Consider the following 20,151-nt stretch of genomic DNA (forward strand, 5'->3'; position numbering starts at 1 on the left):
TGCCGGCGAGGCGCCCGGCCGCGCCTCGGCACGCCCGGTCAGGCCGGGACGGACCGGCGGGACAGCAGCCACAGCAGGTAGAAGGGGCGCTGCCGCAGCTCGCCGCGACGGTCGGCGTACTGGTCGGCGGCGAGCACCGCGGAGAAGAACCCGCCCGCGCCCAGCATGCCGAGCACCGGTGCCAGGTGGGTGCCCTCGACCGCCACCAGCGTCGCGGCGACGGTCGCCACCGCGGCGCCCGCGGCCTGCACCGCCGAGCGCCGGGCCACCCGGGCGACCTCGGAGCGAGCCGCCCGCACCCCCTCCTGGATCTCCGCGTCGAGCTTCGCGAGCTGCACCAGCGCCTTGTCCGGATCCGTGTCGACGTCCAGCATCCGACCGCGCAGGTACGCCTGGGTCGCGGCGAGCGCGTCGCTCTCCTGGGTCAGGATGGCGCAGTAGTCCCGCAGCGAGGTGCCCTCCAGCATCGGCAGGTCGAGCTGGAGCAGTGGGGTCACCAGCCGCGCCTTCACCGGATCCCCGCTCGGCACGTCGACGACCCGGTGCCCCTTGACGATCAGGTCGAGTGTGCGGTCCGGGTTGTCGCCCAGCTCGATCCGGCCCATCGTGTCGAACGGCGAGGAGGTCGACTGGGAGTCCGGCGCGCGCGACTCCAGGTGGGTGCGGCGGAAGGTCTGCGGGAAGTAGACGAGCTGCCCCAGCTCCAGCAGCGGCGCGCAGTCCCGCAGGTACGCGCCGAGGCGGTCCAGGTCGTCGCATTCGGCGTAGAGCTGGTCGATTCGGATGTCCTCGTACCGGCAGCGCGGGTCGCAGTGCTCCGGGTCCTTGCCGCACCACTTGCAGGTCTCCCGGTTGGCCAGGTAGCAGTGCTTGCCGCCCGGCTGGGAGAGGACCAGCTTGCCGGTGACGAGCGTGGCCCGCTTCGTGAGGAACGACAGGTCCGTGTCGAGGCTGGCGACCGAGACGTCGAACGGGCGCGCGCGGCCGGACCCGGCGGTGCGCTGGAGTTCGCGGGCGATCTCCTCACCCCGGTTGCCGTCGATGAAGTCGATCAGATAGCGAACTGCGTGGGCGGCGGCGTCGTCGGGCACCTGATCCCCCTCCGGCGCGTCCGGGGCGCGCCGCCGTCCAGCCTGCCAGCCACGGGCAAGCCGCACAGTCACCGGAACGGCTCGTGGCCCGCCACCCGGCTGGGGTGGCGGGCCACGATCAGAGCGTGGGTCAGGCAGCGACCGAGACGGTCACCTCGTTGATCCCGCGAGCCGCGGCGACGGCGGTGTCGCCGTTGCCCTGGCGGGACAGCGCCCGCAGCGTCCACGAGCCCGGCGCGGCGAAGAACCGGAACTGCCCGGCCGGCGACGTCACCACCTCGGCGGTGAACTCACCGGTGGAGTCGAGCAACCGCACGTACGCGCCCGGCACGACCTCGCCGGACTCGGACAGCACACGGCCGGTGATGACGGTTTCCTTCTCCAGGTCCAGGCTGGCCGGGAGGGGGGCGGCCTGGTCCGGCGCGGCGCAGCCGGCGGCAGCCGTCGAGGCGGCGGAGGTGGCGGTCATCAGGCCTCCCCCGGCTCGTCACCGAGCGCCACCGGCACGCCGACGAGCGAGCCGTACTCGGTCCAGGAACCGTCGTAGTTCTTCACGTTGCGGTGCCCGAGCAGCTCCTGGAGCACGAACCAGCTGTGCGAGGAGCGCTCGCCGATCCGGCAGTACGCGATCGTCTCCTTGCTGTCGTCCAGCCCGGCGTCGGCGTAGATCTTGCGCAGCTCGTCGTCGGACTTGAACGTGCCGTCCTCGTTCGCCGCCTTGGACCACGGCACGCTGATCGCGGTCGGAATGTGGCCGGCCCGCTGCGCCTGCTCCTGCGGCAGGTGGGCGGGGGCGAGCAGGCGGCCGGCGAACTCGTCGGGGCTGCGCACGTCGACCAGGTTCTTGGTGCCGATCGCGGCTACCACCTCGTCGCGGAACGCGCGGATCGAGGTGTCCGGCTCCTGCGCGACGTACTGCGTCTTCGGCCGCTCCACCACGTCGGTGACGAGCGGACGGGCGTCCAGCTCCCACTTCTTGCGGCCGCCGTCGAGCAGCTTGACGTCGCCGTGGCCGTAGAGCTTGAAGTACCAGTACGCGTACGCGGCGAACCAGTTGTTGTTGCCGCCGTACAGGATCACGGTGTCGTCGTTGGCGATGCCCCGGTCCGACAGCAGCGCCTCGAACTGGCTCTTGTTGACGAAGTCCCGGCGGACCTGGTCCTGCAGGTCGGTACGCCAGTCGAGCTTGACGGCGCCGGCGATGTGCCCGGTGTCGTAGGCCGAGGTGTCCTCGTCGACCTCGACGAAGACGACGCCCGGGGCGCCGAGGTTCTTCTCGGCCCACTCGGCCGAAACGAGTGCGGTGTCGCGACTCATCAGATCACTCCCTGGTGAGGATGGTTGGTGAGCCTGCGCGCGGAGATCGATGTCGATTGTTGTCGCACCACGCGCGGGACCCAGAGCTAGGAACGGATCACGGGTACGTGCGACGGCGCCGCTGCCGGGCGTTGAGGGGAACCGGGAGAGGTTCGTGGACCCTGGGTGGCCGCCGTTCAGGCGGCCGGAGACAGCCCCGCCGTCAGATGACGGGGCGACACAGGCAGGTGGCCACGCGGCACAGGTCGACCGCGCGCCGTTTGGTGAGGTGGGTCCCCATGGGCAGGGAGATTACCAGCCCACGCCACAGCTGCCACCAGGCCGACCAGCATCCGGGACGGCCGGCCCGCTCCCCGGACCGGCCGTGTACGGCTTTCAGCCGGCGGAGTTGATGGGCACGTTCGCCGCGTCCGCCGTGACCACCAGGCCCTCCGGCTTCGGCTCCACCTTGCGCAGGTTGAGCTGGAACGGCAGCTCCGGCAGCGGCACGTCGATCGAGATGCCCTGCGCGTACCGGGTGAGCGCGGCCCGGGCCAGCGGCACGTTCGGCAGGCCGTCGGCGGTGAGGTCGTTGAAGCGCAGCGCCACCTTGCCGCCGGCCACCGTGACGTCGGCGGTGCCGTTGACGGTGAGCTTGACGCCGAGGATGTCCACCGGGGCGGTGACGGCGAGCTTGCCGTTGCGCTCGCCGAGCGTCAGCCCGGGGCGGTCCAGCAGCTTGGCCAGGCTCTCGTAGGTGACGGTGCCCCGCCCGTCCACGCTCTCGGCCACCACGTCGCCCCGGCCGGAGCGCAGCGTGTCCAGCGACGCGGTCACGTTGCGCGCGTCCACGTCCAGCTTCGGCACCTCGACCGCGTCGCCCTGGACGGCGCCGCGCACGTCGGTGAGCTGGATCGAGATGCGCTCGTACCGGCCGTCGAGCACCTGGGTGAGGAACGGGAAGCCACCCACCTCGACCTGCGGCGCGGCGGACTGCGCGTCCTGCTTGGCGATCTCCTGCCGCACCTGGTCGGCGATCGCCCGCTCGGCGACCCCGGCGGCGACCCGGTCGGCGACGACGAGCAGCCCGACCAGCACCAGCAGCAGGACGACGAAGCCGATCAGCACCTTCCGGCCGCGTCGCCGCGGTCGGCCCTCCGCCGGATACGCCTCTGCCACGCCGCCTCCCGTCCTCGCCGCCGTCACCGCGTCTCGCGGCGCAACCGTACTTACCCGAGGCGAATCTTCCCCAACCGCGTCAGAGGAACAGCACGCACATCGCGTACGCGGCCGGCGCGGCCAGCGCGAATCCGCCCAGCGGCCCCTGCATGTGCCGGGCCACCCACATCGTCGGCGGTTCACCGGCCATCAGGCGGCCCGCCTCGGCGTACCCCACGGCGAGGTCGGCCAGGACGGCGGTGGCGGCGCTGACCACGCCGACCAGGGCGGCGCTGGTCGGGGTGAAACCGACCAGGTAGCTGCCGAGCAGGGCGCTGGTGAGGGTGCCGAGCATCGCGCCCGCGACCACGCCGGCCGCGCCGCGCGGCACCTGCGGGGCGAGCCGCGGCCACGGCGCCACCGCGTCGGTGAGCCGCGCCACCAGCAACGCCACCCCCGCGGCGGTGAGGCAGACCGTGATCGCCTGGGTGCCCTTGGGAATCCGGCTGAGCACGACGAGCGTGCCGAAGGCGACCACGCCCACCACGATGAGCAGGGTGCCGCCGAGCGAGTCGGTCACCCGGACCCGGTCCACCCGCCGGACGAGCTGCCCCAGCACGGCGAGCAGCAGCCCGGCGGCCGCGGCGTAGCCGAGCGGGGCCAGGCCGGCGATGTCCGACTGGACCGCCGCGACGTCGGCGATCACGGCCGTGCCGGCGCTGACCAGGGCGACGACCAGCAGGGCGGGCGGTCGCATGGCCATCGTCCAGGCGAGCACGAAGAGCATCTGGACGCCGAAGATGATGGCCGCGAACGGCAGCCGGTGCCCGGGGCCGGAGGTCTGCGCGCCGAGCACCAGGCCGACGCCGAGCAGCGCGGCGAAGCCGGCGACGGTGAGCGCCAGCGGCCGGCGGACCGGGACCGGTGGCATCTCCTCCTCGGGCGCCTCGTCGGACTCGTCGTCGGCGCGCCGGCCGGGTCCGCCCTTCCGTAGCCGACGCGGTCCCTTCCGCTCCGGCCGGTCGCCCTCCTCGTCGGCGGGGCCGGTACGCGGGGCGGGCGGGTAGCCACGGGCGGGGCCGGAGGGCCCGGCGGACGGGTCGTCGGCCCACGGTTCACGACCGGTGTCGCGCGAGGTGGAGGGAAACACGCCCCGATCGTGCCAGACCCGGGCGGCTCGGCGGAGGTCCCGGTTTCGGTGACGTTAAAACCTGCACCGCGATCAAGGGCAGAAGGGGCAAACGGGAAAGCACCCCGGAGGTGACGGCGGGTCCATCGGTTACGCTCAGGCCGTTACCCGCCCGTCAGCGACGCCGGGACCCACGCAAGTTCACAGCGCCGCCCTCACCCGGGCGTGTCGCTGGTCGCGCGCGGCCGAAGGGCCGCCGGGACGGAGGTGATCGTGGAGCTCCTGCTGCTCGTGACCGCACGGGCCGGTGAGCCGTCGGCGGTGTTGCCGGCACTCGACCTGCTGCCGCACTCGGTCCGCACCGCACCCCGCGACGTCCGCACGCTGGTCTCCGGCCCCACGCCGGACGCCGTCCTGGTGGACGCCCGCTCCGAACTGAGCGAGGCGCGCGCCACGTGCCGGATGCTGCACGCCACCGGGCTCGGCGTACCGCTCGTCGCGGTGGTCACCGAAGCGGGCCTGATCGCGCTCAACGCGGACTGGGGTGTCGACGACGTGATCCTGGCCGGCGCCGGGCCGGCCGAGGTGGAGGCCCGGCTGCGGCTCGCCGTCGGCCGGCTGAGCAACGCGACCGCCGGCGCCGGCGGCTCGATCCGGGCCGGTGAGCTGAACATCGACCCGGACACCTACGCCGCCAAGCTGAAGGGCCGCCCGCTCGACCTCACGTACAAGGAGTTCGAGCTGTTGAAGTTCCTGGCCCAGCACCCGGGGCGGGTGTTCACCCGGGACCAGCTGCTGCGGGAGGTCTGGGGTTACGACTACTTCGGCGGCACCCGCACGGTCGACGTGCACGTGCGGCGCCTGCGCGCCAAGCTCGGCTCGGAGTACGAGTCGATGATCGGCACGGTCCGCCAGGTGGGCTACAAGTTCGTCGTCCCGCCGTCGCGTTCGCTGCCGGAGTCGGAGCCCGCGCCGCTGCCGGTCTGACCGCCCACGCCCCACTCCGGTAGGGGGCATTTCCGGAGAACGCCCTTTTTGCCCGATCAGTCAGACATATCCTGACTGCCGGATTTACCGGGCAAAGGGGGCGGCGGTGCGTGCGGTGAACACGGGGGCGACGAACGGCCGGTGCCGCTGATGCGGGGCCCGACGCTGCGCGCCACCGGGCTCGTGACCGTGGTGCTCGCGGGCCTGCTCGGCTCGGCGTTCGCGCTGGGCCGCAGCCTGGTCCCGGAACACCCGCCGTCGAACGCCGGCGCCACCACCGCGCTCAACGGACCGCGCTACGCCGACCAGCCGCCCAGCACGGACTTCCCCGGCGGCCGGGCCACCGCCGGGCCGAGCCCCGACGCCGCGCCGGACGCCGCCCCGGTCGAACCGGGCGGCGACGGCCCGTACGGCAGCCTGGTCGTCACCGGCTCGTCCCGGGTCGCGCTGACCTTCGACGACGGCCCCGATCCGCGCTGGACCCCGCAGGTGCTCGCGCTGCTGGCCCAGTACGGCGTGAAGGCGACGTTCTGCGTCGTCGGCGAGAACGCCGAGGCCCATCCGGATCTGATCCGGTCGATAGTCGCCGAGGGGCACACCCTGTGCAACCACTCCTGGGAGCACGACGTCGACCTGGGCAAGCGGTCCCCGGCGACGATCCGGGCCGACATCCTGCGCACGAACGACGCGATCCTGGCCGCCGCGCCGGGGGCGCGGATCGCGTACTACCGCCAGCCGGGCGGGGCCTGGACGCGCCCGGTGATCTCGGCCTGCGCCGACCTGGGCCTCACCCCGCTGCACTGGAGCGTGGACCCGTCGGACTGGAGGGCGCCGGGCGCGCTCACCATCGAGTCGAGGATCCGCACACAGATGGGACCGGGGGCGATCGTGCTCATGCACGACGCGGGCGGGGACCGTTCCGGCACGGTCGCGGCGTTGCAGCAACTCCTGCCCGAAATACTGGCGCGGTTCGAGCTGGAGTCGTTGCCCGTCGGCCCGCAGTGACGAGCGCCACCGACCGCCGCCCTCGTCCGGCGCGAACCGCCGCCGGACGGCGGCTACCGTGACTCAGATGAGCCCCGAGCCGACCAGTGGCCCCGCAAGCGACCGGATCGACCGGGCGGACCGCCTGACGCCGGCCGAGGTCGCCGAGGTGCTGGCGCTGGCCCGCGCCGCCGGTGACGCCGACGGCGCCGACCCGCTCGACGAGCACGTGCTGCTGCGGCTGCGCGACCCCGAGGCTCCCGCCGTGCACCTCACCGCCCGCACCGCCGACGGCACACTCACCGGGTACGCGCATCTCGACGTCACCGCCCCGGCCGAGGGCGTCGGCGCCGAACTGGTCGTGCATCCCGCGTACCGGCGGCGCGGCGTCGGCCGGGCGCTGGCCCGGGGCGTGGTGGACGCCGCGCCCGGTCCGCTGCGCGCCTGGGCCCACGGCGACCACCCGTCGGCCGCCGCGCTCGCTGTCGACCTGGGCTTCGCCCGGGCGCGGGTGCTCTGGCAGATGCGCCGTCCGCTGACCCCCGAACTGCCCGAGCCGGTGGTGCCGGACGGCGTGACGCTGCGCGCGTTCCGCCCCGGCGAGGACGACGAGGCGTGGCTGGCGGTGAACAACGCGGCCTTCGCCCAGCACCCCGAGCAGGGCAAGTGGACACTCGACGACCTGCGCGTACGCATCGCCGAGCCGTGGTTCGATCCGGCCGGCTTCCTGCTCGCCGTCGACTCCACGACCGGGCGGCTGCTCGGCTTCCACTGGACCAAGGTGCACGAGCGGCCGGGCTCGGCCCGCATCGGCGAGGTCTACGTGCTCGGCGTCGACCCGTCCGCGCACCGGGGCGGCCTGGGCCGGGTGCTCACCGCCGCCGGCCTGACCCACCTGCGCGACGAGCGCGGGCTGGACCGGGTGATGCTCTACGTGGACGAGAGCAACACCGCCGCGGTCGCGCTCTACGAGCGGCTGGGCTTCGCCATGTGGTCCGCGCACGTCAACTACCAGCGCGGCTGAGCGTTCCGCGGCCCCGGAAAATCGCCATAAAGGCGATACCAGGCTGCTAGTTCACGAAATGGACAACCCTTCCTCAGCGTACGGCCATCTCGTCGGCTGAACGTGTTCACCGCGCGTTCACTTGCGTCCGGCGAACCGTCCACCTGGCCCTCCTACCTTTCGTGTCAGCCGGTCAGCGCCGGCCCCCGGCACTCCGGGCGACCTGACCAAAGACGTGAAGGGAAACCCCTGAAGTGAAGCTCCAGCGGCACGGCGCCATCGCCTGTCTCGCTCTTACCGCGGTTCTCGGTCTCAGCGCCTGCGGCTCGGACAACAACGAGCCCGCCGGCGCCTCCGGCTCCACCGCCGCGGTGGACTGCGCGACGGGCACGCTGAACGCGCAGGGCTCCTCGGCCCAGAAGAACGCCATGGCCGAGTGGATCAAGGCGTACCAGCAGAAGTGCGCCGGCACCACGATCAACTACGAGCCGAGCGGCTCGGGCGCCGGCATCCAGGCCTTCATCGCCGGTACCGCAGACTTCGCCGGTTCGGACTCCCCCCTCAAGCCGGAGGAGCAGCCGCAGGCCGACGCCAAGTGCGTCGGCGGCCAGGCGCTCAACCTGCCGATGGTGATCGGCCCGGTCGCCGTGGTCTACAACGTCAGCGGCGCGGACAACCTCCAGTTCAGCCCGGCCACCCTGGCGAAGATCTTCGCCGGCAAGGTGACCAAGTGGGACGACCCGGCGATCAAGGCCGACAACCCGGACGCCAAGCTCCCGTCGACCGCGATCCAGGCGGTGCACCGCTCCGACGAGTCGGGCACCACCGACAACTTCACCAAGTACCTCTCCAAGACCGCCGAGGCGGACTGGACGCTCGGCAACTCCAAGGCGTGGAAGGCCCCGGGCGGCGTCGGCGCGGCCAAGTCCGACGGCGTGGCCAGCAAGGTCAAGAGCACCGACGGCACCATCAGCTACGTCGAGTGGTCGTACGCCGAGAACTCCGACCTGAAGATGGCGAAGGTCAAGAACGGTAACGGCGAGTTCGTCGAGCTGACCGGTGATTCGGCCGGCAAGACCATCGCCGGCGCCAAGTTCGAGGGTCAGGGCAACGACCTGAAGATGTCGATCGACTACAACACCAAGGAGGCCGGGGCGTACCCGATCGTCCTGGCGACCTACGAGATCGTCTGCAGCAAGGGCCTCGCCGCCGACAAGCTGCCGCTGGTCAAGGGCCTGCTCGGCCACGCCGCCAGCGCCGAGGGGCAGAAGGAGCTGGTCGAGCTCGGCTACGCCCCGCTGCCCGAGACCGTCCGCACCAAGGTCGAGGCCGCGGTCAAGAGCCTCTCCTGACGCTCCCGACCGACACCTCCTCAACGCGAAGCGAGCGAGCAGATGGGTGACACCCCTCAGCGCTCGGCCCACGCCGGCACCGGCGGGACTCCCGTGGCCACGAGCCACGAGGGACCCGCCGGTGCCTCGGCGCGTGTGGCCGAGCGCCCCGGTAACCCGGGCCGCCCCGACGGTGGCCTCGGCGGCGGCGGCGCCCTCCCCCGGGCCCGCGCCTTCGGCGCGGAACGGGCGTTCCGCGGCCTGACCCTGGCCGCCGGCACCACGGTCCTGGTGGTCATCGCGGCCATCGCGATCTTCCTGGTCGCCAAGGCCGTCCCGGCGTTGCGGGCGAACACCGAGTCGTTCTGGACGTTCGAGGGCTGGTTCCCGAACGACAACCCGCCACAGTTCGGCATCGGCGCGCTCGCCTTCGGCACCGTCCTGAGCTCGCTGCTGGCGCTGCTCATGGCGGTGCCGGTCGCGCTGGGCATCGCCCTGTACCTGTCGCACTACGCGCCCCGGCGGCTCGGCAACGCCCTGGGCTTCCTGATCGACCTGCTGGCCGCCGTGCCGAGCGTCGTCTTCGGCCTCTGGGGCCGGGACTACTTCGCCCAGCCGGTCGCCGACCTGTCCGCCTGGCTGAACAGGTACTTCGGCTGGATCCCCATCTTCGGCGACGGCCCGTACGGGAACTCGATCCTGCTCGGCTCCGTGGTGCTGGCGATCATGGTGCTGCCGATCATCACCTCGCTGTCCCGCGAGGTGTTCCGGCAGACCCCGACCGCGAACGAGGAAGCCGCGCTCGCGCTCGGCGCCACCCGCTGGGAGATGATCCGCACCGCCGTCCTGCCGTACGGGCGTCCGGGCGTCATCGCCGCGGTGATGCTCGGCCTGGGCCGGGCGCTCGGCGAGACCATCGCGCTGGCGCTCACGCTCGGCTCCACGTACGCCATCTCGTTCAACATCCTGGCCAGCGGCGGCAACTCGATCGCCGCGAACATCGCCAACCGGTTCGCCGAGGCGAACGACACCGGCCGGGGCGCGCTCATCGCCTCCGGCCTGGTGCTGTTCGCGATCACGTTGATCGTCAACATCACCGCCCGGGCGATCATCTACCGGCGGCGCGAGTTCACGGAGTCGGCCGCATGACCACCACCCTCACCTCCCGCCGCCCGCGCCCGCCGGCCCAGCCGGCCACGCTGCGGGCGAGGCGACTTCCCGCGTACGCCGCTCCGGCCATCGCCGTCGCGGCGCTGCTGCTCGCGGCGGGCATCGTGTACGGCGCCGGCATCGGCGGCCCGGTCCTGGTCGTGGTGGTCGGCGCGCTGCTCTACCTGGCCGGTCTGTTCGTCGCGGCGAACGCGGTTGAGGGCCGCCGGTCGGCCCGCAACCGGACCTGGAGCGCGCTGATCCACTCCGCGTTCGTGCTCGCCGTGCTGCCGCTGGCCTCGGTGGTCTGGACGCTGGTCAGCAAGGGCTCCGAGCGGCTGGACGCGAACTTCTTCGGCACCTCGATGAACAACATCGGGTCGCGGGACGCCAACGGCGGCGCGTACCACGCGATCGTCGGCACGCTGCAGCAGGTGGGCATCGCGACGCTGATCACGGTGCCGCTCGGCGTGCTCTGCGCGATCTACATCGTCGAGTACGGCCGGGGCCGGTTCGCGTTCACCATCCGCTTCTTCGTGGACGTGATGACCGGCATCCCGTCGATCGTCACCGGCCTGTTCGTGCTGGCCTTCTGGGTGCTGATCGTCTCGCCGCGGTTCAACGACGGGCGGCCCGGTTTCTCCGGCTTCGCCGCCGCGCTGGCGCTGAGCGTGCTGATGCTGCCCACAGTGGTCCGCTCCACCGAGGAGATGCTCCGGCTGGTGCCCGCGCCGCTGCGCGAGGGCGCGTACGCCCTGGGCGTACCGAAGTGGAAGACCATCCTGCGGGTCGTGCTGCCGACCGCGCTGCCCGGCATCGTCACCGGCGTCATGCTCGCCATCGCGCGGGCCGCCGGTGAGACCGCGCCGGTGCTGCTCGTCGCCGGCGGCGGCGCGGCGATCAACTTCAACCCGTTCGAGAACAACCAGTCGTCGCTGGCCCTCTTCGTCTACCAGCAGGCCGGTGAGGCGTCGAGGTACTCGCCGGCACGGGCGTGGACCGCCGCGCTGACCCTGGTCGCCCTCGTCCTCGTCCTCACCGTGGCGGCGAAGCTGCTGTCCCGCCGCAACCGGCTCGGCCGATGAACCCCGGAGGTACCGCCACCATGGCCAAGCGCATCGAAGCCACGAACGTGACCGCCTACTACGGCGGGTTCAAGGCGATCGAGAACATCAACCTGACCGTCGAGCCGAAGACCGTCACCGCTCTGATCGGGCCGTCCGGCTGCGGCAAGTCCACCTTCCTGCGGTCGATCAACCGGATGCACGAGGTGCTGCCCGGCGCCCGGGTCGAGGGCAGCCTCACCATCGACGACCAGGACATCTACGACCGCGACGTGGACGTCACGGCGGTCCGCCGGATGATCGGGATGGTCTTCCAGCGGCCGAACCCGTTCCCCACCATGAGCATCTTCGAGAACGTGGTGGCGGGCCTGCGGCTCAACGGTGTGCGGCGCAAGTCGATCCTGGAGGAGGCCGCCGAGCGGGCGCTCCGCTCGGCGAACCTGTGGGACGAGGTGAAGGACCGCCTCGCCAAGCCCGGCGCGGGCCTGTCCGGCGGTCAGCAGCAGCGGCTCTGCATCGCCCGCACCATCGCGGTCGAGCCGCAGGTGGTGCTGATGGACGAGCCCTGCTCGGCGCTGGACCCGATCTCCACGCTGGCCATCGAGGACCTGATGTTCCAGCTCAAGGACAAGTTCACCATCATCATCGTCACGCACAACATGCAGCAGGCCGCGCGGGTGTCGGACCGGACCGCATTCTTCTCGATCGAGAAGACCGGCGACCCGGGCCGCCTGATCGAGTACGACAACACGCAGAAGATCTTCAGCAACCCGAGCCAGAAGAAGACCGAGGACTACATCACCGGTCGCTTCGGCTGAGGCGGAAGCTGGGCTCGGCGCCGTCCAGTCCCTCGATGTACGGCAGGATCGGCGTACCCGGGTCGCGCTCTGCCGCATCCCGCGCCACGCCGCCGAGGTCGCCCGCGGCGGCGACCTCGGCGAGCGTGACCATGGTCGGCGGCAGCATGGTCAGCTCGCCGGCCTCCGCGCGGGCCAGCGCGTCCGCCGGGCGCAGCCACAGCGTGTGGTCGGCCTCGCCGGACACGTCCCGGGTCCGCTGCCCCTCGGGCAGCAAAGCGACGAAGAAGTACGTGTCGAAGCGGCGCGGCTCGAACTCCGGGGTGATCCACCGGCTCCACGGCAGCAGCAGGTCGGACCGGAGCGTGAGGCCGCGCCCGGCCAGCAGGTCCGCGAAGCCGACCCGCCGTCCCTCCAGGTCCTGCCGGGCCGCCTCCCAGTCGTCGCCGCTCACGTCGCCGACCACCGTGTCGGGGTCCGGCCCGGCGAGCAGCACGCCCGCCTCCTCGAAGACCTCGCGGGCGGCGGCGCACACCACCGCCTGCGCGGCCGCCGGGTCGAGTCCGAGCCGCACACCCCACGCCGCCGGGTCCGGGCCGGCCCAGCCGAGGTGCGCCTCCGAGTCGGAGCGGTCCACGCCGCCGCCGGGGAAGGCGTACATGCCGCCGAAGGTCATCGCCGCCACCCGGCGGATCATGTAGACCTCGAACCCGTCGCCGGCCGGGCGGAGCAGCAGCACGGTGGCGGCGACCCGGGGCACGGCCGGTACGGCGCCCTCGGCCCGGAACCGGCGGGCGTGCTCCACCAGGGCGGGGGGTGCGGCGAAGCCGTCGATCGTCATGCGGCCGAGCCTAGTGCCGTAACGGGCGACGCCGCCCCGCCGCCCGATGCCGCCGCCCTCCGCCGATTGCGCCGATACTCCTCGGATGACGGATCTCAACAATCAGGTGGGGTATTGGAACTCCAAGGGTGCCGCGAAGACTTTCGGCCACCCGGTCGCACTTCCGTGGCTGAACGGCATCGATCGGCGGGCACGCGTTCTCGACTACGGGTGCGGTTACGGTCGGCTGGCGGGGCTGCTCGTGCAGCAGGGCTTCGAGAATGTCGAGGGGGTGGATGTCGCGCCCCGTCTCGTCAGCCGCGCGAAGAACGAGCAGGCCGGCGCGCAATTCACGGTTCTCACCAATCCTCCGCAGCTCGACCACCAGGCGGACAGCGTCGACCTGGTGCTGCTGTTCGCGGTGTTGACGTGCATACCCGACGACGCCGGACAGCGGGAGCTGGTGACGGAGTTGCGTCGGGTGCTACGGCCGGGCGGGCTCATCTATGTCAGTGACCTGTGCCTGCAGGAGGATCACCGTAACCGTTCCCGGTACGGACGGTTCGCAGCCAAGTACGGCACCTACGGGATATTCGAGACCGACGACGGGGCGGTGTGCCGACACCACACCACCGACTGGCTGGACCATCTCTTTGGCGATTTCCACCTCGTCGCCAGCCGCGAAGTCGCAGTGGAGACGATGAACGGCCGTCCGGCCCGGGCGAGCCAGCGGTTGGTGGCCACGCCGCAGCCCGGGGCATCCAGGGCCGGGCGCGATGGCACGGGAGACGCCTGACGTTCCTACGGGCGGCGTGCCGGGCATGACACGGTGGGCAGTCCGGTCGCGCTCGCCGGGGCACGCGGGACCCGCGCTCCCCAGCGGGCGACCCGATCACACTGGGTAGTATTTTCGCCCGACCAGGGGTCACTCCTCCGCCGACTTTGCTCTGCAGCCAGATCCGCATCGGCGACCTTCCGTGAGCAGTGTGCATGCGGCTGCAGAGCAAAGTCGGCGAGAGGCGACTGGGTCAGCCCGAAAGAGAGCTGTCTTATGTCCGCCTGGTCGCTTTTGGGTGCCCGACTCGGTGATCAGGCGAACGAAAGCCATCACTCTCAGCAATCTTTACGCTACGTGGTCACCATGGAGCGACTTCAGCCGCCCGGAAGCGGGCGCAGCCGGAGCATCGGCGCGTGCGCTCAGCCGTGCGCCGCTGGACCGCGGCGCAGCCACCGGCAGGCACGGGGCTACGGCGGCCGGCCGCGCCTGGCAGGGTGGTGACCTGTGATCGACGACTTCGCGAAGCAGTATCTGCACAACGACCTGCGTCAGATCCGCGAGGTGCTGTTGTGGAAGCTCGACGGGCTGTCCGAGTACGACGTGCGCCGCCCCCTGACCGCGTCCGGCACCAACCTGCTCGGCCTGGTCAAGCACCTGGCGTTCACAGAGGCCCGGTACTTCGGCGAGGTGTTCGGCAGGCCGTTCCCGGAACCGCTGCCCCGGTGGGACGATCCGGATCCGGACGGCGCCGACATGTGGGCGACCGAGCACGAGACCCGCGAGGAGGTGATCGGCCGCTACCGACGGGCGTGGGAGCACGCGGACGCGACCATCGAGGCCCTCCCCATCGACGCGCCCGGCCACGTGCCGTGGTGGCCCCGCCCCCACGTCAAGCTGTTCAACGTCATGGTCCACGTGCTGGCCGAGACCAACCGGCACGCCGGGCACGCCGACATCCTGCGGGAACAGCTCGACGGCTCGACCGGGGCATGGGCCGCGTACGCGCACCTGGAACCCGACCGGCCGACGCTGGCGACGCGGCGGGCGACGATCGAACTGGCCGCCCTGGCCGTCGCCGACACCCCCCGCTGAGCCGTCCCGACCGGTGGATCACCCTGCCGGTCCCGCAGCGGGAAGGGATAGCGTGCCGGGCATGACGCGTTGGGGAATCCTGGCCACCGGAAACATCGCCGCCCGCTTCGCCGAGGACCTGCGGCTGGTGCCGGACGCCGAACTGGTCGCGGTCGGCTCGCGTACCCGGGAGAGCGCCGAACTGTTCGCGCGCCGGCACGACGTGCCGCGGGCGTACGCCTCGTGGGCGGAACTGGCCGCGGACCCGGACGTGGACGCGATCTATGTGGCCACCCCGCACGCGGCGCACCACGAGGCGGCGCTGGCGTGCCTGGCCGGCGGCAAGGCCGTGCTGGTGGAGAAGCCGTGCACGCTGGACCTGCCGACCACCACCGAGCTGGTGGAGACGGCCCGCGCCCGGGGTCTGTTCCTCATGGAGGCCATGTGGATGCGGACCAACCCGCTGATCCTGCGCGTGCTGGAGCTGATCCGGGACGGCGCGATCGGCGAGGTGACGCACGTACGGGCGGATTTCGGCGTGGCCGGCCCGTTCCCGCCGGAGCACCGGATGCGGGCCCGCACACTCGGCGGCGGCGCGCTGCTCGACCTCGGCGTCTACCCGCTGAGCCTGGCCCACCTGGTGCTCGGCGTGCCGCAGCACGTGCAGGCGTGGGCGAAGCTGACCCCGGAGGCGGTGGACGAGAACACCGGCATGGTGCTCGGCTGGGACTCCGGCGCGGTCGCCACGCTCAGCTGCGGCATGGTCGGCGCGACAGCGATCACCGCGTCGATCACCGGCACGACCGGCCGGATCGACCTGCCCGAGCTGTTCTTCCGGCCCGCGCACGCCGTGCTGCACCGGGCCGGCGCCGAGCCGGAGACGATCCCGGCGGACCTGACCGGCGGCGGCTACCAGTACGAGGCGATCGAGGTGCAGCGCTGCCTGGCGGCCGGGCTGACCGAGAGCCCGCTGGTGCCGCACGCCGCCACGCTCGAGGTGATGGGCCTGATCGACGACATCAAGGCCCGGATCGGCGTCTCCTACGCGTGAGGGGTTCCCCGCCACGGCGGGGAACCCCTCGACGTCGTTGCGCGGGAGCTCAGAACAGGGGGCGGACCAGCAGGTACGCGAGGCAGGCGATCGCGGCGGCGGCCGGGAACGTGATGATCCAGGCGATCACGATGTTGCCGGCCACGTTCCAGCGCACCGCGGAGAGCCGTTTCGTCGCGCCCACACCCATGATCGCCGAGGTGATCGTGTGCGTGGTGGAGATCGGCGCCTTGAGCACCAGCGCGTTGAAGTAGAGCACCGCGCTGGCCACGGTCTCGGCCGCGAAGCCCTCCGCCGGGCCGAGGTCGATGATCTTCCGGCCGAGCGTCCGGATGATCCGCCAACCACCCGCGTACGTGCCGGCGGCCAGCATCGCCGCGGAGGTCCAGAAGACCCAGCCCGGGATGTGGGTCTTGCTCTCCTGGAAGCCACCGGTGTAGAGCGCCAGCACGATGATGCCCATGGTCTTGGCGGCGTCCTGCATGCCGTGGCCGACGGACATGGCGGCGGCGGACGCGGTCTGCGCCCAGCGGAAGCCGCGGCTGAGCTTGCCCGGCTGCCCCTTCCGGAACAGCCACATGATCGCCAGCATCACCAGGAAGCCGAGCACCAGGCCGACCACCGGCGAGAGCACCATCGGGATGAGGACCTTCTCGATGATGGTGCCCCACTGGACGATGCCGTCGGCGGCGAACAGGGTCGCGCCGACCAGGCCGCCGAAGAGGGCGTGCGAGGAGGAGGACGGCAGGCCGAAGTACCAGGTGATCAGGTTCCAGATGATCGCGCCCAGCACGCCGGCGAAGACCACGCCGAGGCTCTCCACCCCGGTCGGCAACGTGACCAGGCCGTCGCCGACCGTCTTGGCGACGCCGGCGCCGAAGTGCGCGCCGACGAAGTTGCCGACGGCGGCCAGCGCCAGGGCGATCCGGGGGGTCAGCGCCCGGGTCGAGATGCTGGTGGCGATCGCGTTCGCCGCGTCGTGGAAGCCGTTCGTGTAGTCGAACGCCATGGCGACCGCGATCACCGCCAGCACGGCGATGAGTTCGGGACTCACTGGATCAGGACTCCTTGACCGCGATGGTCTCGACGGTGTTGGCGACGTGCTCGAAGGCGTCGCAGGCGGCCTCCAGCTCGTCGGCCACCTCCTTCATCTTCAGCACCGTGAGCGCGTCGTACTCACCGGAGAAGAGGCGTACCAGCAGCATCCGGTACGCCTGGTCGCCGTCGTTCTCGAGCCGGTTGCACTCGATCCAGTAGTCCTCAAGATCCTTCATCGACTTCAGCCGGGGCATCGCCTCGGCGGTGAGCTTGGCCTGCAGGTCGAGCACGTTGACCAGCTCGTGCAGCTCACGCGGAAGGGACGGGAGCTTGGTCAGGCCGTACAGGTAGAGCAGATTGCCGACCGCCTCCAGGTGGTCCATCACGTCGTCGAGCAGCGAGCCCAGCCGGTAGATGTCCTCCCGGTCGAACGGCGTGATGAACGTGGAGTTGATCTTCTTGTAGAGCTCGTGCGTGATCTGGTCGCTGTCGTGCTCGATGTCGGTCAGCCGCTCGCTGATCGACTGCACGTCGGCGCCGGGCAGACCCAGCTCGTTGAGCAGGTCGGTCCCCTTGACCAGGTTCTGCGCGGCCCTGGTGAAGAGCTCGTAGAAGGCGCCCTCGGTGGGACGGAAGGAAAACTTCACAGCACGGACCTCGTCGTGTCGGTGGAAGGGTGGCCGTCGCCGCCCGGGCGTCTGCATTGCGCATGCTAGGGATCGCGTCCAGGCGGCTTTCGATCGGCCCACCCCTGGTCAAGCCCGATTCACCGCTCGTTCACCTTCCGTTCACCTGATCACCCGCCGAGTTGGCTCCGTAACCGGTCACGCTCCCGTTCAACGTCGAAATCGGCAGGCGGATACCCCAGATGCAACTCGTCGAACGTCTCGCGCAGCAGGTGGGCTACCGCCCAGTCCCGGTACCACTTGCGGTCCGCCGGGACCACGAACCAGGGCGCGTCGTCGGCGCCGCACCGCTCGATCGCCTCGGCGTACGCCGCCTGGTAGTCGTCCCATCGTGCCCGGGTGTCCAGGTCACTGGGGTTGTACTTCCAGAACTTCGTCGGGTCGGTCAGCCGCTGCATCAGCCGCTCGCCCTGCTCCGCGTACGAGATGTGCAGCATGACTTTGATCACGGTCACCGCCTGCTCGGCCAGTTCCCGCTCGAAGTCGTTGATGATCGCGTACCGGGACCGCCAGGTCGCCTCGTCGACAAGCCCTTCGACCCGGGCGATCAGCACGTCCTCGTAGTGCGAGCGATTGAACACGCCCACGTACCCGGGCGGCGGCAGCGCCCGGCGTACCCGCCACAGGAAGTCGTGCCGCAGCTCCTCCTCGGTGGGCGGCCCGAACGAGCGGATGTGCAGCCCGAGCGGGTTCATCGCGCCCGCCACCCGTTTCACCGTGCCGTCCTTGCCGCCGCAGTCCATCGCCTGGAGCACCAGCAGCAGCCGGCGCGGCCGGCCCTCACCGAGCCCCGCGCCCGCCTGGGCCGGCGCGCTCGTGGCACCGCCCGGTCCGGCGGCGCCCTGCGCCGAGGCGTACAGCATCTCCTGCTGCCGCCCCAGTTCCGCGCCGACCAGCTCGACCTGGGCACGTGCCCACTCCTTGCGCGCGGGCCCGCGCCCCGCCACCGCCGGCAGCCCGGGCGTCGACCGGGGGTCGATCGCCGCCAGATCCACCGCCCCCGGCCCCACCCGCAGCAGTTCCCGCATCGGCCCGCCCTCGGGCCCCACCACCTCACTCATCCCCCGATCCTCACCCCCGAAGCCCTTTCCCGCCCGCCCCACCCCGCTGATCTTGCAGTTGCGGCCCCTGGTGCATCCGGAAAGCGGCTTTTGCCGGGGCGGCAAGCGCAAGATCGGCGCGGGTGGGCGGCGGGGTGCCGGGGCGGGTGGTGGGGCGGGAGAATGGGTGGGTGGATGAACTTACGGGGGAGTTCGAAGCGGAGCGGGGGCATCTGCTGGCGGTCGCGCGGCGGATGCTCGGCAGCCGCAGCGAGGCCGAGGACGCCGTCCAGGAGACCTGGCTGCGCTTCTCCGGCGCGTTGAGCGACCCCGAGCAGCGCGCCCGCGTACGCGATCTGCGCGGTTGGCTCATCACCACCTGCTCGCGGATCTGCCTGGACGTGCTCCGCTCCGCCCGGGTGCGCCGGGAGGCGTACCCGGGTCAGTGGCTCCCCGAGCCGGTGGTGACCACCGTGCCGGCGGCGGACGGGTTCGCGCCCGACCCGGCCGAGCGGGCGGTACGCGCCGACCAGATCGGCACCGCGCTGCTGGTGGTGCTGGAACGGCTGACGCCGGAGCAGCGGGTGGCGTTCGTGCTGCACGACGTGTTCGCGGTGCCGTTCTCCGACGTGGCGGACGTCCTCGCGGTCACGCCGGAGGCGGCGCGTCAACTCGCGTCGCGGGCCCGGCGGGCGGTGCACCGGCCGGACGCGCCGCAGCACAGCGCCGACCTCGCCGAGCAGCGACGGGTACTCACCGCGTTCGTCGCCGCCGTGGAGTCCGGCGAGCTGGAGCAGTTGGTCCGGGTGCTCGCACCCGACGTGGTGGCGATCGGCGACTCCGGCGGCCACTTCCCGGCGGCCCGCCAGCCGGTTGTCGGCGCGGAGGCGGCCGGTCGCCTGCTCCTCGGCCTGTTCAACCAGGCCCGCAAGTGGGGCGCGATGCGGGTCCGGCCGGTGGTGGTGGACGGCACGCTGGGCTGGCAGTCGGAGGTCCCCTACCGGGACGGGCGGACCATGCGGATCGTCACCTCGTTCGCCGTCCACGAGGGGCGGGTCACCGGGGTGTTCAACCAGCTCAACCCGGACAAGGTCGGCGAGCTGCCGCCGCTGGGGCCGGACGCCGTCTGGCCGCCGCGCTGGTGAGCCGGCTCAGACCACCAGTGCCAGCCACTTCCGGTACGACGTGGCGAACGGCTCGGTGCCGTCGCCGAGCGCGCCGAGCAGCCAGCGGGCGGCCGCCTCGGCCTCGGTGACCACGTCGTCCGGGTAGCCCCAGCGGGCCCGGTGCTCGGCGAACTCGTCCTCGTCGCGCAGCTCGACCACTGCGGTCTCGCGGCGGCGCACCACGTCAAGGTCGAGGTCGATCAGGTGGACCGTCTCCGCGCCCTCCCAGCGGGCCGGGGTGGCGATGTCGCAGTAGACCTCGCTGGTGCGCGGCGGCGGGTTGAACATGCCGGTCCACCAGCCGTGGTGGGGCACCAGCAGGACGAACGGGATCTGCTCGACGGACGGGCGGCCGTGGTAGACGGATTCGGTGCCGGCGGGCACGCCGAGCCAGACGCCGAGATCGTCCTCGGCGAGGCGGCGGGCCGGGTAGTCGCGGTGGGCGCTGCCGTCGTACTTGCGGTAGATCACGCGGACCACGTCGCTCGGCATGCCTGGCACCCTAACCGATT

The 20,151-nt window shown here is 71.8% G+C and carries 22 protein-coding genes; 11 read left to right on the top strand and 11 right to left on the bottom strand.

Features of this window, described 5'->3' with window-relative positions; translation table 11 throughout:
• Positions 1–38: 38 nt before the first annotated feature.
• The 6 genes from DQE82_RS20540 to DQE82_RS20560 all read right to left on the bottom strand — a co-directional run bounded on the left by DQE82_RS20540 (position 39) and on the right by DQE82_RS20560 (position 4,695).
• Entirely contained in the window at positions 39–1,091 is a 1,053-nt protein-coding gene (locus tag DQE82_RS20540; protein ID WP_113973526.1) for a hypothetical protein, read from the bottom strand.
• 130 nt (positions 1,092–1,221) lie between these two features.
• Complete coding sequence (locus tag DQE82_RS20545) at positions 1,222–1,560, bottom strand: DUF1416 domain-containing protein (RefSeq protein ID WP_064446712.1); 339 nt, start codon at positions 1,558–1,560, stop codon at positions 1,222–1,224.
• Positions 1,560–2,408 carry a sulfurtransferase gene (locus DQE82_RS20550; RefSeq protein WP_030504459.1) on the bottom strand — a complete coding sequence of 283 codons (849 nt, stop codon included), beginning with the start codon at positions 2,406–2,408 and terminating at the stop codon, positions 1,560–1,562. The genes DQE82_RS20545 and DQE82_RS20550 overlap by 1 nt, the downstream gene beginning before the upstream one ends.
• 202 nt (positions 2,409–2,610) lie before the next feature.
• Positions 2,611–2,688 carry an Ms5788A family Cys-rich leader peptide gene (locus DQE82_RS31490; RefSeq protein ID WP_310503780.1) on the bottom strand — a complete coding sequence of 26 codons (78 nt, stop codon included), beginning with the start codon at positions 2,686–2,688 and terminating at the stop codon, positions 2,611–2,613.
• A 95-nt stretch (positions 2,689–2,783) separates the two neighbouring features.
• Positions 2,784–3,566, bottom strand: coding sequence for a DUF2993 domain-containing protein (locus tag DQE82_RS20555; protein ID WP_030504460.1), 783 nt, complete (start codon positions 3,564–3,566; stop codon positions 2,784–2,786).
• A 79-nt stretch (positions 3,567–3,645) separates the two neighbouring features.
• Complete coding sequence (locus DQE82_RS20560) at positions 3,646–4,695, bottom strand: hypothetical protein (protein WP_064446713.1); 1,050 nt, start codon at positions 4,693–4,695, stop codon at positions 3,646–3,648.
• A gap of 246 nt (positions 4,696–4,941) precedes the next feature.
• Between DQE82_RS20560 and DQE82_RS20565 the strand changes: the two genes are divergently transcribed.
• From DQE82_RS20565 to pstB, 7 genes are all read left to right on the top strand, one after another.
• Positions 4,942–5,661: a response regulator transcription factor gene (locus tag DQE82_RS20565; RefSeq protein WP_176722767.1), complete on the top strand. Its 720-nt coding sequence runs from the start codon at positions 4,942–4,944 to the stop codon at positions 5,659–5,661.
• Positions 5,662–5,811: 150 nt separating this feature from the next.
• Positions 5,812–6,666, top strand: a complete 855-nt coding sequence (locus tag DQE82_RS20570) for a polysaccharide deacetylase family protein (protein ID WP_043330897.1) — start codon at positions 5,812–5,814, stop codon at positions 6,664–6,666.
• Positions 6,667–6,733: 67 nt separating this feature from the next.
• The gene (mshD, locus tag DQE82_RS20575) at positions 6,734–7,669 is read left to right on the top strand and encodes a mycothiol synthase (protein ID WP_113973527.1); all 936 of its coding nucleotides are present in this window, start codon (positions 6,734–6,736) and stop codon (positions 7,667–7,669) included.
• A gap of 233 nt (positions 7,670–7,902) precedes the next feature.
• Positions 7,903–9,000, top strand: a complete 1,098-nt coding sequence (gene pstS, locus DQE82_RS20580) for a phosphate ABC transporter substrate-binding protein PstS (RefSeq protein ID WP_043328009.1) — start codon at positions 7,903–7,905, stop codon at positions 8,998–9,000.
• A gap of 42 nt (positions 9,001–9,042) precedes the next feature.
• The gene (pstC, locus tag DQE82_RS20585; protein WP_043328007.1) at positions 9,043–10,128 is read left to right on the top strand and encodes a phosphate ABC transporter permease subunit PstC; all 1,086 of its coding nucleotides are present in this window, start codon (positions 9,043–9,045) and stop codon (positions 10,126–10,128) included.
• Positions 10,125–11,213, top strand: a complete 1,089-nt coding sequence (gene pstA, locus DQE82_RS20590) for a phosphate ABC transporter permease PstA (RefSeq protein WP_113973528.1) — start codon at positions 10,125–10,127, stop codon at positions 11,211–11,213. The genes pstC and pstA overlap by 4 nt, the downstream gene beginning before the upstream one ends.
• A 20-nt stretch (positions 11,214–11,233) precedes the next feature.
• A complete protein-coding gene (gene pstB / locus DQE82_RS20595; RefSeq protein WP_013288829.1) occupies positions 11,234–12,010 on the top strand; it encodes a phosphate ABC transporter ATP-binding protein PstB in 777 nt (258 codons plus the stop codon).
• Here the strand turns inward: pstB and DQE82_RS20600 are convergent.
• Positions 11,991–12,830: an NUDIX domain-containing protein gene (locus DQE82_RS20600; protein WP_104112849.1), complete on the bottom strand. Its 840-nt coding sequence runs from the start codon at positions 12,828–12,830 to the stop codon at positions 11,991–11,993. The two genes, pstB and DQE82_RS20600, sit on opposite strands and share 20 nt — an antisense overlap.
• An 85-nt stretch (positions 12,831–12,915) precedes the next feature.
• Between DQE82_RS20600 and DQE82_RS20605 the strand changes: the two genes are divergently transcribed.
• The 3 genes from DQE82_RS20605 to DQE82_RS20615 all read left to right on the top strand — a co-directional run bounded on the left by DQE82_RS20605 (position 12,916) and on the right by DQE82_RS20615 (position 15,709).
• Positions 12,916–13,605: a bifunctional 2-polyprenyl-6-hydroxyphenol methylase/3-demethylubiquinol 3-O-methyltransferase UbiG gene (locus DQE82_RS20605; protein ID WP_113973529.1), complete on the top strand. Its 690-nt coding sequence runs from the start codon at positions 12,916–12,918 to the stop codon at positions 13,603–13,605.
• A gap of 486 nt (positions 13,606–14,091) precedes the next feature.
• A complete protein-coding gene (locus DQE82_RS20610) occupies positions 14,092–14,679 on the top strand; it encodes a DinB family protein (RefSeq protein ID WP_113973530.1) in 588 nt (195 codons plus the stop codon).
• Between the two features lie 61 nt (positions 14,680–14,740).
• Positions 14,741–15,709, top strand: a complete 969-nt coding sequence (locus DQE82_RS20615) for a Gfo/Idh/MocA family protein (RefSeq protein ID WP_043330895.1) — start codon at positions 14,741–14,743, stop codon at positions 15,707–15,709.
• Positions 15,710–15,758: 49 nt separating this feature from the next.
• On the opposite strand, the gene DQE82_RS20620 is transcribed toward DQE82_RS20615, so the two are convergent.
• The 3 genes from DQE82_RS20620 to DQE82_RS20630 form a co-directional block, all read right to left on the bottom strand.
• Positions 15,759–16,763: an inorganic phosphate transporter gene (locus tag DQE82_RS20620; protein WP_030504472.1), complete on the bottom strand. Its 1,005-nt coding sequence runs from the start codon at positions 16,761–16,763 to the stop codon at positions 15,759–15,761.
• A 4-nt stretch (positions 16,764–16,767) separates the two neighbouring features.
• Complete coding sequence (locus tag DQE82_RS20625; RefSeq protein WP_030504473.1) at positions 16,768–17,394, bottom strand: DUF47 domain-containing protein; 627 nt, start codon at positions 17,392–17,394, stop codon at positions 16,768–16,770.
• A 149-nt stretch (positions 17,395–17,543) separates the two neighbouring features.
• Positions 17,544–18,494: a PPK2 family polyphosphate kinase gene (locus DQE82_RS20630; RefSeq protein ID WP_113973531.1), complete on the bottom strand. Its 951-nt coding sequence runs from the start codon at positions 18,492–18,494 to the stop codon at positions 17,544–17,546.
• Between the two features lie 170 nt (positions 18,495–18,664).
• On the opposite strand from DQE82_RS20630, the gene sigJ reads away from it, so the two are divergent.
• Positions 18,665–19,618 carry an RNA polymerase sigma factor SigJ gene (gene sigJ / locus DQE82_RS20635; RefSeq protein WP_113973532.1) on the top strand — a complete coding sequence of 318 codons (954 nt, stop codon included), beginning with the start codon at positions 18,665–18,667 and terminating at the stop codon, positions 19,616–19,618.
• Positions 19,619–19,624: 6 nt separating this feature from the next.
• On the opposite strand, the gene DQE82_RS20640 is transcribed toward sigJ, so the two are convergent.
• Positions 19,625–20,131: a DUF402 domain-containing protein gene (locus DQE82_RS20640; RefSeq protein WP_043327997.1), complete on the bottom strand. Its 507-nt coding sequence runs from the start codon at positions 20,129–20,131 to the stop codon at positions 19,625–19,627.
• Positions 20,132–20,151 lie beyond the last annotated feature (20 nt).

It is taken from the genome of Micromonospora sp. LHW51205, assembly GCF_003315815.1.
In the GTDB taxonomy this organism is placed as follows: Bacteria; Actinomycetota; Actinomycetes; order Mycobacteriales; family Micromonosporaceae; genus Micromonospora; species Micromonospora chalcea.